The 14,701-nt window shown below is 36.6% G+C and carries 10 protein-coding genes and 1 riboswitch; of the genes, 8 read left to right on the forward strand and 2 right to left on the reverse strand.

The genetic code is table 11. The features are described 5' to 3' along the window. Position 1 precedes the first annotated feature (1 nt). Positions 2–2,674, forward strand: a complete 2,673-nt coding sequence (locus GHT08_RS10980) for an alpha-L-rhamnosidase (protein WP_163581455.1) — start codon at positions 2–4, stop codon at positions 2,672–2,674. A 334-nt stretch (positions 2,675–3,008) separates the two neighbouring features. Here the strand turns inward: GHT08_RS10980 and GHT08_RS10985 are convergent, their stop codons facing one another. Beyond that, positions 3,009–3,281, reverse strand: coding sequence for a hypothetical protein (locus GHT08_RS10985; protein WP_163581456.1), 273 nt, complete (start codon positions 3,279–3,281; stop codon positions 3,009–3,011). 425 nt (positions 3,282–3,706) lie between these two features. On the opposite strand from GHT08_RS10985, the gene sppA reads away from it, so the two are divergent. Further along, the gene (gene sppA, locus GHT08_RS10990; protein WP_163581457.1) at positions 3,707–4,708 is read left to right on the forward strand and encodes a signal peptide peptidase SppA; all 1,002 of its coding nucleotides are present in this window, start codon (positions 3,707–3,709) and stop codon (positions 4,706–4,708) included. Positions 4,709–4,720: 12 nt separating this feature from the next. Next, a complete protein-coding gene (locus GHT08_RS10995) occupies positions 4,721–5,185 on the forward strand; it encodes an RDD family protein (RefSeq protein WP_163581458.1) in 465 nt (154 codons plus the stop codon). Positions 5,186–5,262: 77 nt separating this feature from the next. Here the strand turns inward: GHT08_RS10995 and brnQ are convergent, their stop codons facing one another. Then, entirely contained in the window at positions 5,263–6,579 is a 1,317-nt protein-coding gene (brnQ, locus tag GHT08_RS11000; RefSeq protein ID WP_163581459.1) for a branched-chain amino acid transport system II carrier protein, read from the reverse strand. Positions 6,580–7,641: 1,062 nt separating this feature from the next. Here brnQ and GHT08_RS11005 point away from each other — a divergent pair. The 5 genes from GHT08_RS11005 to GHT08_RS11025 all read left to right on the forward strand — a co-directional run bounded on the left by GHT08_RS11005 (position 7,642) and on the right by GHT08_RS11025 (position 14,328). Continuing rightward, positions 7,642–9,360, forward strand: a complete 1,719-nt coding sequence (locus GHT08_RS11005) for a methyl-accepting chemotaxis protein (RefSeq protein ID WP_163581460.1) — start codon at positions 7,642–7,644, stop codon at positions 9,358–9,360. A gap of 95 nt (positions 9,361–9,455) precedes the next feature. Next, a riboswitch (TPP riboswitch) is annotated at positions 9,456–9,553 on the forward strand. Positions 9,554–9,737: 184 nt separating this feature from the next. Beyond that, positions 9,738–10,421 (forward strand): thiaminase II, encoded by a 684-nt coding sequence (gene tenA, locus GHT08_RS11010; RefSeq protein ID WP_163581461.1) that lies wholly within the window; start codon positions 9,738–9,740, stop codon positions 10,419–10,421. After that, entirely contained in the window at positions 10,418–11,677 is a 1,260-nt protein-coding gene (locus tag GHT08_RS11015; protein ID WP_163581462.1) for an acetylornithine deacetylase, read from the forward strand. Before tenA ends, GHT08_RS11015 begins: the two co-directional genes overlap by 4 nt. Before the next feature lie 360 nt (positions 11,678–12,037). After that, complete coding sequence (locus tag GHT08_RS11020) at positions 12,038–12,802, forward strand: TSUP family transporter (protein ID WP_163581522.1); 765 nt, start codon at positions 12,038–12,040, stop codon at positions 12,800–12,802. A 158-nt stretch (positions 12,803–12,960) separates the two neighbouring features. Then, on the forward strand, positions 12,961–14,328 hold the full coding sequence (locus tag GHT08_RS11025) for a vWA domain-containing protein (protein WP_163581463.1): 1,368 nt from the start codon (positions 12,961–12,963) through the stop codon (positions 14,326–14,328). The last annotated feature ends 373 nt before the right edge of the window (positions 14,329–14,701 follow it).

Raw genomic sequence — 14,701 nt, forward strand, 5'->3', positions numbered from 1 at the left:
CATGCTACAGGTAGATTCATTGCGATGTGAGTATTTAGATAACCCTTTAGGCTTAGATGTTAAACAGCCTCGGATCAGCTGGAAATTATCTTCAACAACAAGAGCTACAAAACAAATTGCCTATCAAGCGCAAGTATCATTGAATCAACAATTTAGTCAACTATTGTGGGACTCTGAGAAAGTAGTATCTGATCAAAGTGTCCATATTCGCCTTAATAAATTAGAGGTAGAAGCTTTTACAACCTATTTTTATCGGGTTAGAGTATGGGATAACTTTGGTAATATATCAAATTGGTCAGAGATTGCATTTTGGGAAACAGGAATGCTAGGTTCTGATAATTGGCGAGCGGATTGGATTGCTTCTCCTCAAACGGAAGATTTAGAGGATTGTAATTATCTTAGAAAATCGTTTCGTCTTTCCAAAGAGGTCAAATATGCGCGAGCCTATGCAAGTGCATTGGGATTATATGAACTTCATTTAAATGGCAAGCGAGTAGGTGATTGTTATTTTACTCCTGGTTGGACAAGTTACAAACAACGAGTTCAATACCAGGCATACGATATAACAGAGCAAGTACATAAAGGTGAAAATGCAATCGGCATGATTCTAGGAAATGGTTGGTATAAAGGATATTTTGGCTTTGAAGGCAGAACCAATATTTATGGTGACCGGAGAGCAGGCATTGCTGAATTACATGTTACTTATGAAGACGGTGAAAAGGAAATCATTGTAACAGATGATAGCTGGAAGACCTCGACAGGTCCGATCAAGATGTCTGAAATATATTTTGGTGAGATTTATGATGCCCGTGACGAAATAGTAGGTTGGTCGGAAAAAGCATTTAATGATGTCGGGTGGCAAGCAACAGAGTTAATAGATTATCCCAAGAATAATATCATTTTCCAACAAAATGAACCAGTAAAGAAAATCGAAAATATTAAACCTAAAGAATTAATCCACACACCAGAGGGAGACATAGTCCTAGACATGGGGCAAAATATGGTTGGTTGGATGAAGTTCCGTGTTAAGGGTAACCAAGGCCAAGAAGTGTCCTTGACACATGCTGAAATTCTCGATAAAGATGGCAATTTTTATGTGGGTAATTTGCGGAAAGCAACACAAAAAATCACGTATATATTAAAAGGCGATCCATCAGGAGAGACGTTCGAACCACACTTTACTTTCCAAGGTTTTCGTTACGTGAAATTATCAGGTTTTAAAGATGAGATTGCATTAGAGGACTTTACAGGCATAGTACTACATTCTGATATGACTGATACTGGTGAATTCAAATGTTCAAATGATTTAGTCAATCAACTACATCATAATATTAATTGGGGGCTCAAGGGAAATTTTGTCGATGTACCAACGGACTGTCCACAACGAGATGAACGACTTGGCTGGACTGGTGACGCACAGATGTTCTTTAGAACAGCAGCATATCTGAAGAACGTGGCTCCATTTTTCACGAAATGGTTAAAGGATTTAGAGATAGATCAATTGGAAAATGGTGGAGTTCCTTACGTAATACCGGATATTATTCAAAAAACTAGTGGGAATTTAGGTGGTGTCACCCATTCGGTAGCGGCATGGGGAGATGCTTCGGTGATTATTCCTTGGTCCATGTATGTTTATTACGGTGATTCACGAATTCTGGAAGAACAATATCAAAGCATGAAGAAGTGGGTAGAATATATTCGCAGTCAAGGGACAAAAGAAGAATTATGGGATACTGGTTTTCAATTAGGAGATTGGTTAGGCTTAGATTCAGAACCTGACACTTATACTGGTGCAACCGATAAAAAGTTAATCGCAACCGCTTTTTTTGCTCACTCTACAGAGTTATTGATGAAAACAGCAGAGGTGTTAGGAAAAGACGAGGATGTGAGAACTTATCAGTTTTTACTAGATAAAATTAAAAAAGCCTATCAAGAGCGATTCCTAACGGATACGGGGCAATTAACAGTATCTACACAAACTGCTCATGTCTTAACATTAATGTTTGAACTGGTAGAAGAGCAAATGAGCAAACAGGTTGCAGCAGATTTAGCAATCTTAATAGAGAAGGAAAGCTATCACTTAACAACTGGCTTCATTGGTGCACCATATTTAAATATGGTATTGAGTAAACATGGTTATCACGATATTGCTTGTAAGTTGCTATTACAGACGGATTATCCTTCATGGCTTTATCAAGTAACAAAAGGTGCTACAACTGTTTGGGAACATTGGGATAGTATTAAAGAGGATGGTTCGTTCTGGAGTGATGATATGAACTCGTTCAATCATTATGCTTATGGTTCGATCGGTGAATGGCTGTATAAAGTATTCGGAGGAATCGACTCGTCCACTAGCTACCCTGGTTATAAACATATTTTATTGGAGCCACGTACAGGGGCTGAAATGGATTGGGTGACAGCCAGTGTAGATACGAACTACGGTAAGGTAGTTTCTGCATGGGAATATAGGAAGGATGTTTTTACCTATCATGCTACTGTTCCGGTTAACACGACAGCGACTGTTATTTTAAACTCTGTTTCACCGGAACAGATTACCGAACAAGGTGCCCCTTTATCAGAACTTGAAGGTGTAAATTCCTACCGATATGAGAATGGAAGTACGTTTATTGAATTGGGTTCCGGAAGTTATGATTTTAAAGTGATGTCATCATAGCCTTTCCAATGATCGATATGGGGAGAATTCTTGAAGAGGGCGACTACGTAGCAAAAAATATATAAAAACAAATTACCTTTATCTGGGTAATAATTATCGTTATTGTTTAGCGGCTTCGACTCTGAACAAAAGCAGAACTTCCTTAAGAAAGTAAAGAAATTCTGCTTTACTTTTCCCAAATACAATTCGTAGCCTTAGCCAAAAATGGCTAAGGCTATTAAATGTGTAAAGCATGTGGATACGCTCTAGAGTTCAAGTCCCGCGTGTACAAAAGACACTTGATAGTCCAAACCTCTTACTAAGAGCGAGGAGTTGCTCTTAGTTTTAGTGAATTTTATTGTTCATAAAGAAAAGCGTCGTTAGTTTCTTCACCAGCAACTGTTTGTACAGCATTCTGTACTGCATTTGCTGGCTGTGTATTATTTTGGTTTTGATTTGTTAGCATATTTTGTACTGGTTTCGTAAACTGTTGTACTTGAGGATTATTTAGTGCGTTATTAACTGTTTCAGGTAACCGCTGAAAAGTCCCGTTTTGTACACCTCTGGTAATACCATAAATGGCAGCACCTGCAGCACCCACTGCTAATACTCTGTTCATTAAACCCATATCATCATTCCTTTAATAAGATTTGGAACAGTTTTATTTTTTATTTAAACTTCAATATTTATGCGGTAATTTAATTTCCAATCATTAATCCTAGAGTGTTTTGATATATATAAGGTGATCAGAGATATTTAAGTGCAGTAGTTGTTATAATGTTAATGGAATGGGGAAAAATAAGGCTAATTAACAATATAATCAAGAATCCCACCCTCTATTGAAAAAGCCTCCCTATTTTCTCAAATTAGCACTTTCGTCTTTTCAGATTTTGATGATGGCTTACCGCGCATGTAATAAATCAATGACAATTTAAGATAAATGTAGTTATTCCTGAAACCTTCATGCAATAACATCCGTACATAAAATTACAAGAAAAGAGTTTAATCACTAACAAAGTGAGAAATTTACATATAAAAAAGGAGGAAATACATATGAACCAAAAACGCTGGATTGCTTTAGTTGTTGCTGCAGGGCTATTTTTGGCTTCAATAGGCTTTCAGTTTTTCTCAAGCATGGCAACTGCTGATTTTGAGAACATGCTTAATTTTCAAGATCCGGACGATAAATTCGGTGAAAAGGTGATTGAGAGAGGATCGGGCAACAATAAAATAGCAGTACTTCATTTAGATGGGGTAATTCAAGACACAACACCAAGTACGTTAATTAATACCAATTCTTATAACCATCAACGCTTTTTAGATATGCTAGATAAAGCTGGTGAAGATAATCGTGTGAACGGGATTATCTTACGTGTGAATACACCTGGTGGTGGTGTCGTGGAAAGTGCAGAAATTCATGATAAGATCCTGGAAATTCAAGAACAATACGAAAAACCAATCTATGTATCAATGGGCAATACCGCTGCATCAGGTGGCTATTATATTTCAGCCCCAGCTGATAAAATTGTTGCACATAATGCGACACTTACTGGTTCGATTGGTGTGATTATGGAAAGTTTTAATTTTGCCGAATTTGCTGATGAACATGGTATTGATTTTAACACGATTAAGAGTGGTGAATATAAGGATATTATGTCAATGTCTCGTGAAATGACAGATGATGAACGCGAGATATTACAAACGATGATCGATGATATGTATGCGGAGTTTGTGCAAGTTATTGTTGATGGAAGAGAGATGTCCGAGGATCGTGTCCGTGAATTAGGGGATGGGCGAGTATACACTGGTTCACAAGCACAAGAAGAAGGGCTTGTTGATGAACTTGGTTCTTTAGATGACACGATAGAAATCATGAGGGGAGATCATGATTTGGCAAATGCTCAAGTGATTGAATACGAGCCTGGCTTTAATTTTAATCAATGGTTTGGTGGTACTGTTCAAAGTATGCTTAGATCAGAATCTGATTTAATTGGTATTAAGGATTTACTGAGAGAGAATAATGCGCCACGTGCCATGTATCTCTATTCACAATAAGGAGGTGTCGGAATGACTGAAGAACAAATGAATGATCCCACTACGCAATCAACGAAATTTCGATATGCAGGATTTTGGATGCGATTCTGGGCATACCTGGTTGATTTAATTATTGTTTTCAGTATTAACGGCATCTTACTTGTGCCATTTAAATTTATCAACGATGGATTCACGATGGGTATCGGATTTTGGACCGTTGCAGGGATTATCAGCTCGATCGTTTTTTATCTTTATTTTTTGTTGATGACAAAGTTTTATAACCAGACACTAGGTAAAATGATTTTCGGTTTAAGAGTCATTCGTGAGGATAGTCAATCGCTTAGGTGGAGTGATCTAATCTTTCGCGAGATCATTGGAAGATTCATTCACCGCGTGTTTTTTATCGGTGTCTTTTTGTACTTGTTTGTCGCATTTGGTGCTCAAAAGCTAGGTATTCATGACATGATTGGAAATACACGGGTTGTGTTGGAGGAATAATTCAGATATTAAAAGTGCCTGTCTACTTATAGCGATTTGATCGTAATAAGTGACAGGCACTTTCTTTTAAATGATTTTTAGGCTTCTTTTCTCGTAAAACTTAAAATCAAACCTAGTATTCCACCTGCAATTGCAGGAATTATCCATCCTAGTCCTACCGTATATAAAGGAAGTACAGCTGTAAATAGTTCGTTCACTGTTTGTATCTTTATACCAGCTGCATTTAAGCCATCAAACAAAGCTACAATAAATGTGAAGAAAATACTCACTTGATATACTTCTCGTTTTCCTTTGAAAAGCGGGCTTAAGAATGTTAAAACCATTAAGCACATCGCCAATGGATAAAGCATAGATAACACAGGTACAGAAAATTCTATAATAGTAGTTAAACCGAAATTGGAAACAACTGCACTAAACAATGTGAAAATAATTGCCCATACCTTATATGATATATTTGGTACAATTTCATTAAAGTAGGATGCACAGGACGTAATTAGTCCAATACTTGTCGTCAAACATGCAGCCACAACAATAATTCCAAGAATGATCTTCCCGTATGATCCGAAATAGAATGCAGATGCTCCCGCTAAAATCGCTCCACCATTATCCATTAACCCAATCTCTGTAGTACTAATTGCACCAAGGTAGGCAAGGGAGGAGTATACAATAGCTAAAAGTACTGCAGCAATTAGTGCAGCTTTCATCGTTGAAACTAGGAGTTCCTTTTTAGATAAAGCGCCCTGATCTTTCATGGCATTAATAATAATAATCCCAAATACGAATGCTGCTAGTACATCCATGGTTAAATAGCCCTCTTGAAAGCCTTTGAAGAAACTGTTTGTCAAGTAGGCCTCGGTTGGTTCCTGAATCGTACCAATAGGATTAAAAAAGGCAGCCAAGATTAATATCGCAATAACAATCAATAAAAGTGGTGTTAGTACCTTTCCGATAATATCCACGAGTTTTTTTGCCTGTAATGAGAAGTATAACGATAATCCAAAGAAAATAATGGTAAAGACAGGCAACGCCCAATTGATTGATTGGTTCTCTAGAAACGGCATGATCCCTATTTCATAAGCAACAGTATTTGTTCTTGGCAATGCGAACATTGGTCCAATTGTTAAATACAATGCAACCGTAAAAATAAGACCGTACAATGGATGAACCTGACTTGCAAGTGACTGCAAATTACTTTTACCTGAAATGCCTAATGCTAATACAGCAAGTACAGGCAATCCAACCCCAGTTATGATGAATCCTATGTTGGCAGTAAGTAAATTATCACCAGCAGCTTGACCTAATTGTGCTGGAAAGATTAAATTTCCAGCGCCAAAAAATAGGGCAAACAACATAAACCCTACTGTAACGACACTTAATGAACTTCGTGATGACATATTAAACCTCCGTTATTTTAATCAATATCAGATAAATGCTCAATATCAGATTATTTCGGCGACATGGTTCGTCAAAATATTTACAGAATATCATGGAATTATCTGAAAAGCAATTTATTTTTAATAGCTGTTTTTCGGTATAGCATAACCGTTCTCGAAATCGGCATTAGATAAGCAATACTAAGAAACAGATTTTATTTTCTAACTTCGATCTCGTCCTGTGAACAACAACATCGAAACTAGACTCTTGATTCGCTAACTGTTTCTCGCATTTTCTTTAATGAAATTCTAACGACATTGAAGGTGAGTTTTGGAATATTATGTTAAGATGATAGAGTCAATGTCAACTGTTAACGGAGGCTAAGTATGATCACTATGGTGAGTATTGTTTTATATCTAATAATTCTTTTTTGTATAGCTACACTATTATTTTTTTCTTTGACTTTTGTATTAGGAACGCAAGACCCTATGATCGCATATCTTTTATCTATAATTGCGACTCATTTGGTCTTAAATACTTTAGGTGGATTAAGGAAAAGTAAATTTTAGATTTTGATAGTGAATTGTAAGTAGTTCCTATTGTAGAGGGTTCTTGTATCTATAATTTTACAAACGAAAGGAGAGACGAAGAAAAAATGAAATACTTAAGAAATTTATATATTGTCATGATAGCCATAGTTTTTGTTAATCTAACAAGTGAATTCATGTTAAACGGGGATTACTCGGGCATTGCGAGTTGGATTATAGTCATGCTCTTTCTCTTTGGAACAATCTATTATTGTGTTGCAAGGTTTTATCTAGCTGAGAAATAAAACTAACCCATCATCCTGCATGTTGCCATTGTTATTAGTACACGGACAATTTAATTTACTATCAACTTTCGCGAAATACTATCAACTCCCATCAACATTCAGTTATAAAAGTAGATATATTGATTCAGAAAATATCATATTTGTGATTCCTTTTTATCAGAACCAATAAGTGGAATCATGCCAAAAGTAATGATAATATAGTCATAAAAACTTAATCAATATTAAGTTGGCTATCTACAGGGGGATAATTATGCAAAAGCGGTGGTTAGACAGGTTGAGGTTTAAAAATATCAAAATTGGAAGAAAATACGGATTTATTTTAAGTGTAGTATTGATGTTGTTTATCATTTCAACAGTCATAGTAGGTGTCTTACTAAACAATATTAGATCGGACATACAATCGATGGAAGAAAGTGAAATGAATGCAGTCAATGCTACAGAAATGGCGTCGTTGCTTCGTGCTAAGGCAGTCAATTTTTATCAATATATGGAAAATCCATCATCTGAAATAATTGATGAATTTAATGAGTCTAAAGATCAAATAGCAGCGTTAAATGCCGAATTAGAAGAAAGTATGGAAACCAACGAGCAGAAAGAATTATATCAGCAAGCGGCTGTCTTAGATAAATCATTTAATAATGAGTTTGAGGAAGTTGTTTCATACATAAACAGTGGAAACGAAAATTTGGCAGCTAGTCGAGCAGAAAATGCCAAAGAACTACGCTTACAAGCAGTAGAACATATAGATGAACTAAAAGAGTTACTACATAGCGAGATGGAGGAGGTTTCCAGTCGAGCAAAGGAAAGTCAAAAGGTGGTCTTAACGTCACTGTTCATTGCGATCGTAGTTTCATTAATTATCAGTATTATTCTCATTAGTCTGGTGAATCGGACCATTTCACGTAACCTATCCAAAGTAGTGTCTGTCAGCAATGAAATAGCACAAGGTAACTTACAAATAGAACAGCTAGATTACCAAGCAAATGATGAAATCGGGCAATTGTCAAGTTCTATCAATAAAATGAGTGACTATCTAAAAGGAATGATCCGACAAGTTTCTGAAGTTTCTGATACTGTCAGTGCACAAAGTGAAGAATTAAATCAATCTGCCAATGAGGTGAAGTCTGGAACAGAACAAATTGCTGTCACAATGCAGGAATTGGCGTCTGGTTCCGAAACTCAAGCTAATCTTGCAGGCAATGTATCTAGTAAAATGAGCGAATTTGTACAAAAAGTTTACGAAGCAAATGAAAATGGTGAACAAATCCAATCAGTATCTACAAATGTACTAAATAGAACAGAAGATGGCAGTGGAATGATGAAGTATTCTGTGAAACAAATGGAACGGATTCATACGATTGTTCAAGAAGCTGTAGAGAAAGTCCGTGGTTTGGATGATCAGTCCCAAGAGATTACCAAGCTTGTGTCGGTCATTAAAGATATTTCAGAGCAAACCAATTTATTAGCTTTAAATGCTGCGATCGAAGCGGCACGTGCAGGTGAACATGGAAAAGGATTTGCTGTTGTAGCTGATGAAGTGAGAAAGCTTGCCGAACAAGTAGCTGATTCTGTTTCTGATATCACAGGAATTGTCTCCAATATCCAAAATGAATCTGCTAATGTGTCACAATCGTTAGAAGAAGGGTATGGAGAGGTAGAAGCAGGTACAAACCAAATCAAACAAACAGGAAAAACTTTTGAACAAATTAATAGTTCTATAAGCGAAATGGTAACTAGCATAAAAAAAGTGTCAACAAATCTTTCAGATATGTCAGCTTCGAGTAACGAAATCAATAGCTCAATTGAAGAAATAGCTTCGATATCAGAGCAATCTGCAGCAGGAGTGGAGCAAACTTCTGCATCTGCTCAACAAGCAAGCAGTTCCATGGAAGAAGTATCATCCAATTCCGAGGAATTAGCTAAATTAGCAGAAAAATTAAACAGTCTAGTACGGCAATTTAGATTATGAACAACTTATGGATAAGTTTTGGTGAGTCCATGTCTAATCGTGTTTGCATTTCCAAATATTTGTTAGTATACTAAAATGGAAACTGAATAATTTAACCATTCGGCTAGGGGAGCATGTAGATGCTGAGAGAGGAAATCGACCCTTTGAACCTGATCTAGTTAAAACTAGCGTAGGGAAGTGGAATTGGTAGTTATATAGATTGTTTGATTAGTCTGTACATTACTAACCCATCTCCCTGCATTGGTGATGGGTTTTTCTTATGTAATCTCAAAATTTACTGGCAACTTTCGCAAGTTATCTGGCAACTATGGTGGATTTACTGGCAACTTTCATGACTTCTCTGGCAACTTCTATTCATTAAACAAGGAGAGTGTAAAATGACTACATTGTTTACCGATCGTCTATGGAAAAGAGTGGAACCGATTTGGAATTCATATCTAGAACATCCTTTTGTAAAGGGGTTAGGTGACGGCACACTAGAACAGGAAAAGTTTAAGCATTGGCTAAAGCAAGATTATGTTTATCTAATCGATTATGCAAGATTGTTTGCGATTGGGAGTTCAAAAGCAGAAGACTTGGAGAAAATGGCGACTTTTGCCAAGCTACTACATGGTGTCTTAGATGTGGAAATGGATTTGCACCGTAACTATGCTGCGGAATTCGGTATTTCGAAAGAGGAGCTTGAATCTACAGAACCGTCTGCGATTACTACCGCATATACGAGTTATATGTTGAATTTGTCTCAGCGTGGTGGGGTGGAAAATGTAGTTGCATCGGTACTAGCGTGTGAGTGGAGTTACAATTTTATTGGGAAATCACTGGCTAAATGGCCAGGTGCATTAGACGATAATTTTTACAGCAGTTGGGTAGAAATGTATAGTTCTAATGAATTTACCGCATTAGCGGAAGAAACGAAACAATTAATGAACCAAATTGCAGAAGGCAAGCCAGAGCAGGAATTAGCAAGACTTGAAGAGATTGTGGTGAAGACTAGTCAATTTGAATATATGTTTTGGGATATGGTTGAAAAGAAAGAAGATTGGCCGGTGAATGCCGAATGAACAGAGCATTAACCAATTTAGTAGATGATAGAAAAGATGAATTAAAGTATATTTTATCTGACCTTATCGGTTTTCCTACCGTTAGTCCGCCTGCTAGAAATACGTCTGACATTCAGAAGTATATCGCGGATTATCTAGAAAAATTAGATTTTGACACTGAACGATGGGATGTCTTCCCGAATGATCCTAATCTTGTCGGGATTAAGAAAGGAACAGACTCTGATACATATAATAGCCTGATTATTAACGGGCATATTGATGTAGCGGAGGTGGGAGATGAATCTAGTTGGACAGTGCCTCCGTTCTCTCTTACTGAAAAAGGTAAATATCTGTATGGCCGTGGGGTTTCTGATATGAAAGGGGCTGTTGCATGTGCCTTGTTTGCGACTAAGCTATTACATGAAGAAGGAATTGACTTAAAAGGCGATTTGCAGTTGCAGACGGTAATTGGTGAGGAAGTCGGTGAAGCGGGAACACTTTCTTGTATTGAAAAAGGATATAATGCTGACTTTACGTTAGTTGTTGATGGCAGTAATCGTGAAATCCATGGTCAAGGTGGTGTAATCACAGGTTGGGTTACGGTTAAAAGTAAACGTGTTTATCATGATGCAATGCGTGCGGAATTAAATGAAACAGGCGAGGATGCCAGTGCGATTGAGAAAATGACCAAGGTCATCGAAAGCCTTCGTAATTTAGAGAAGAAATGGGTGGAGACAAAGGAGTACCCTGGCTTTAAAAAAGGTACAACTACTATTAATCCGGCTGTTATAGAAGGGGGACGTCATGCAGCTTTTGTTGCGGATGAATGTCGCCTTTGGATTACGGTTCATTTTTATCCTAATGAAGATTATCGCATTGTTTCGCAAGAAGTAGAGGAATATCTCCATCAATCACTTAAAGACGACTTATGGTTTGAGAAAAATCCGCTTCATTTTGAATGGGGTGGAAAATCTATGATAGAAGATCGTGGTGAGATTTTTCCTTCTGCAGAGATTGATCCAGAGCATCCCGCCATTAAACTTCTCCAAAAGTCACATCAGGATATCGAACAGGAAAAGCCTTTTGTTGGTATGTCGAAGACTGTGACAGATGCTGGGTGGTTTAGTGATGCAGGTATACCAACCGCGATTTATGGTCCAGGTAAATTACATGAAGCACATGCAGTTGATGAAAAAATAGAACTAGAAGAGTTGATTCAATTCACGAAGACATTGTTAACGTTTATTCCGGCTTGGTGTAATACTAAGAAACGATGAGCTAAATAAGTACATGTCAATTACAATGGAAAAGAATACTAATTATATATAAAATTACCCTGCTTAACATGGAAGTTTACAAATGATAAGCAGGGATTTCTTATTTCAAACTAGTATTCTATCAACTGGACAAATGTTTCTGAAGAGTGTCTGAAAACGAGAAGTGAGTAAGTGAAGTAAACAAATAATCATTCCGTGAAAATAAATGATCAGATACCTATCTTCCTTAAAATCAATTTTGTTCATCCTTCTATGAAAATGAAGATTTATTTATATGAAATAAATCGTTATAATGGTGTGGTGCAAAATTTAAAGTTGGCAGGTGATTTATTTCATAGCCATTGGAAAGAAGGCAAGAAATTGACCGAACTTGATATCTATTTATTACTTATTTTGATCATTTTTGGATTTTTGTCTGGTTTCATCGACTCTGTTGCGGGCGGTGGTGGGCTTATCACATTGCCGGTATTGTTATCAAATGGAATGAATCCATCAGCAGCTGTTGCTACGAATAAACTGGTAGGGACGATGGGTTCTTTTACGAGTGCCTTCGTATTTTTAAAGTCGGGAAAACTAGATTTGTCATCTATCTATAAGTTATTTCCACTAGTTTTTATTGGGGCAATGATTGGGGCGTGGACAGTACACTTGATTGACCCTGAAGTCTTAAAACCCTTAATGCTGATCATGCTTGGTGTCGTAGCTTTTTATACTGTGGTCAAAAAAGACTGGGGCAGTATTTATGCAGAGAAGAAACTAACAAGTCGTAATCTTATCATATTTATCATTACCATTTTTGTAATTGGCTTTTATGATGGGTTTCTTGGACCAGGTACAGGCTCATTTCTTATATTTGCTTTTTTAATCATTGGTGCGGATTTTATTAAAGCGGCAGGAAACGCAAAGTTTTTGAACTTTGGAAGTAATATTGCAGCATTAATCATGTTTATCTTTTTAGGTGAAGTAAACTATGTATATGGATTTCCGATGGCTGTTGCATGTATTGTAGGTTCAGTTTTTGGGGCAAGGTTTGCTATTAGTCGGGGGAGTGGTTACGTCCGTGCTATATTTATTATCGTAACGTTCTCACTTTTAGCAAAAAATTTATTTGATGTATTCTGGTAATCTAGCTCCCGAACGATATATCTGGAGTATTACAAAGACTTTCGTGAATAGGAATATGTCAGCTTTCGAATAACTCTCATGTACTCTTTACTGATAAATGATAGTACGATATATTATAAATTAATCAGTAAATACATATTATGGGAGGTTAACTAAATTTGAGGGAATACATTCGGATATTTATTTTTATGTTTATTTTCTTTTTAATAGCATGTAATCAAGAAGAAAGTACAGAGCAAGTAACAGAAGAGAAACCTGTAGAGGAAGAGACCATTGAAGAGGAAGAAGGAACGAATGAGTCGGACGATGAGTTTAATTATGACGCATATCATTACGCTGATGTCAAGGAGCGTATGCTATTAGACCTTGAGTCTACACCTTTAAGTGGAGATAACTATAATGAAAGTGAAGTACAGGAACTTATTAACCAGTTTCCTGATAATTTAGAACCAGAGCAATATTATGATCAAATGCTATCTTTAATAGGAGAGGATTATCGTACCTATTATGAATCGCTTACCAACTATGACGTCTCTTTCAAAGGACCGAGTGGGAAGCCCGGTGATATTGAAAGCCCAGATTCGACCGGACTAACACCATTAAATGTTTCTATACTTTTTGATGCTAGCGGTAGCATGAATGCACAAATAAATGGTAATACAAAGATGGAACTAGCTAAAGATGCAGTAGAATCATTTGTTAGTGACTTACCTGATAATGTAAATATTTCTTTAACGATTTATGGTCACGAAGGAACAGGAGATAATAGTGATAAAGAGTTATCCTGTAACAGTATTGATGAAATATATCCAATGGGTCCATATGATGAGGATGAATTTGGGGAAGCACTTGATTCTTTTGCTCCAGCAGGTTGGACTCCTCTCGCAGATGCAATTCATAAGGCAAATGAAGCATTAAATCAAAGTGAAAATCAAGGATATGACAATATTGTCTATGTCGTTAGCGATGGTGTGGAGACATGTGACGGGGATCCAGTATCAGCAGCAAAAGAATTAACGCAATCTGATATAGAAGCAATTGTAAATATCATTGGTTTTGATGTGGATGATGAAGGTCAACAGCAATTAAGACAAGTAGCAGAAGCTGGTGATGGAGAGTACTCTACTGTGCGAACCGAACAAGAATTAAAAAGATACTTTGATGAGGAAAAACGAAGATTAATTAATGAATGGTATTCATGGCAAAATGAAAATGTAAACAATTATTATACTTCTCAAAATGAACGTGTAAATGAATTATATAGTATTCAAAATGAAATGGTAAATAAAGCGTACACTGAACAGAATCGATTTATAAATTTATCCTATCATTTAGAAGATACTTTCGATCTGGAATTAAATGATCTTCGTGATAAAGCAAGGGATATTGGGGAAGAATTACGAAGCTTTGCACGTGATTTAGGAACTGAATTACGCGAGAAACTCAGAGATGACGGTAAAGAGTTAAGAGAAGATGTACGTGAACAAGGATCAAATGAACGTGATAAATTAAGAAATAATGATTAAGGACAAAAGTACGCTTAACGACGTAAAATTATCTCCTAGCCAGAAAAGAACAGAATGGAACAAACCAAGATAAATCAGAACGATGATTCCACTATTAATGGTGTAGTTTTTTTATCTATAAACTGCGAAGTGATGTGTACTCCCAAGTAAATTTTGAGCTGCGCGCGGACATTTGTTCCGTTATTTGTGACAAAAGTGCTGTTTTTATGGTGGTCGCAGACATCTATTCCGCTACGAAAATAGTGCTAATTTAAGCCAAAATGAAGCAAATAAGGGATTCAATGTCCGCTAACATCGGAAAGTAAGTGATTTTCAGTCAAATAACGCACTAAATGTCCGCACCTCGTTAAATTGCTACTAGTTCGTAGTATGT

The organism is Gracilibacillus saliphilus, assembly GCF_010994085.1.
Taxonomy (GTDB): domain Bacteria; phylum Bacillota; class Bacilli; order Bacillales; family Amphibacillaceae; genus Gracilibacillus; species Gracilibacillus lacisalsi.

Bases quoted from the DNA above. Each gene is read 5' to 3' on its own strand.
- GHT08_RS10980 (WP_163581455.1), top strand. From the start codon at position 2: ATGCTACAGGTAGATTCATTGCGATGTGAGTATTTAGATAACCCTTTA.
- GHT08_RS10985 (WP_163581456.1), bottom strand. From the start codon at position 3,281: ATGGGTTTAATGAACAGAGTATTAGCAGTGGGTGCTGCAGGTGCTGCC.
- sppA (WP_163581457.1), top strand. From the start codon at position 3,707: ATGAACCAAAAACGCTGGATTGCTTTAGTTGTTGCTGCAGGGCTATTT.
- GHT08_RS10995 (WP_163581458.1), top strand. From the start codon at position 4,721: ATGACTGAAGAACAAATGAATGATCCCACTACGCAATCAACGAAATTT.
- brnQ (WP_163581459.1), bottom strand. From the start codon at position 6,579: ATGTCATCACGAAGTTCATTAAGTGTCGTTACAGTAGGGTTTATGTTG.
- GHT08_RS11005 (WP_163581460.1), top strand. From the start codon at position 7,642: ATGCAAAAGCGGTGGTTAGACAGGTTGAGGTTTAAAAATATCAAAATT.
- tenA (WP_163581461.1), top strand. From the start codon at position 9,738: ATGACTACATTGTTTACCGATCGTCTATGGAAAAGAGTGGAACCGATT.
- GHT08_RS11015 (WP_163581462.1), top strand. From the start codon at position 10,418: ATGAACAGAGCATTAACCAATTTAGTAGATGATAGAAAAGATGAATTA.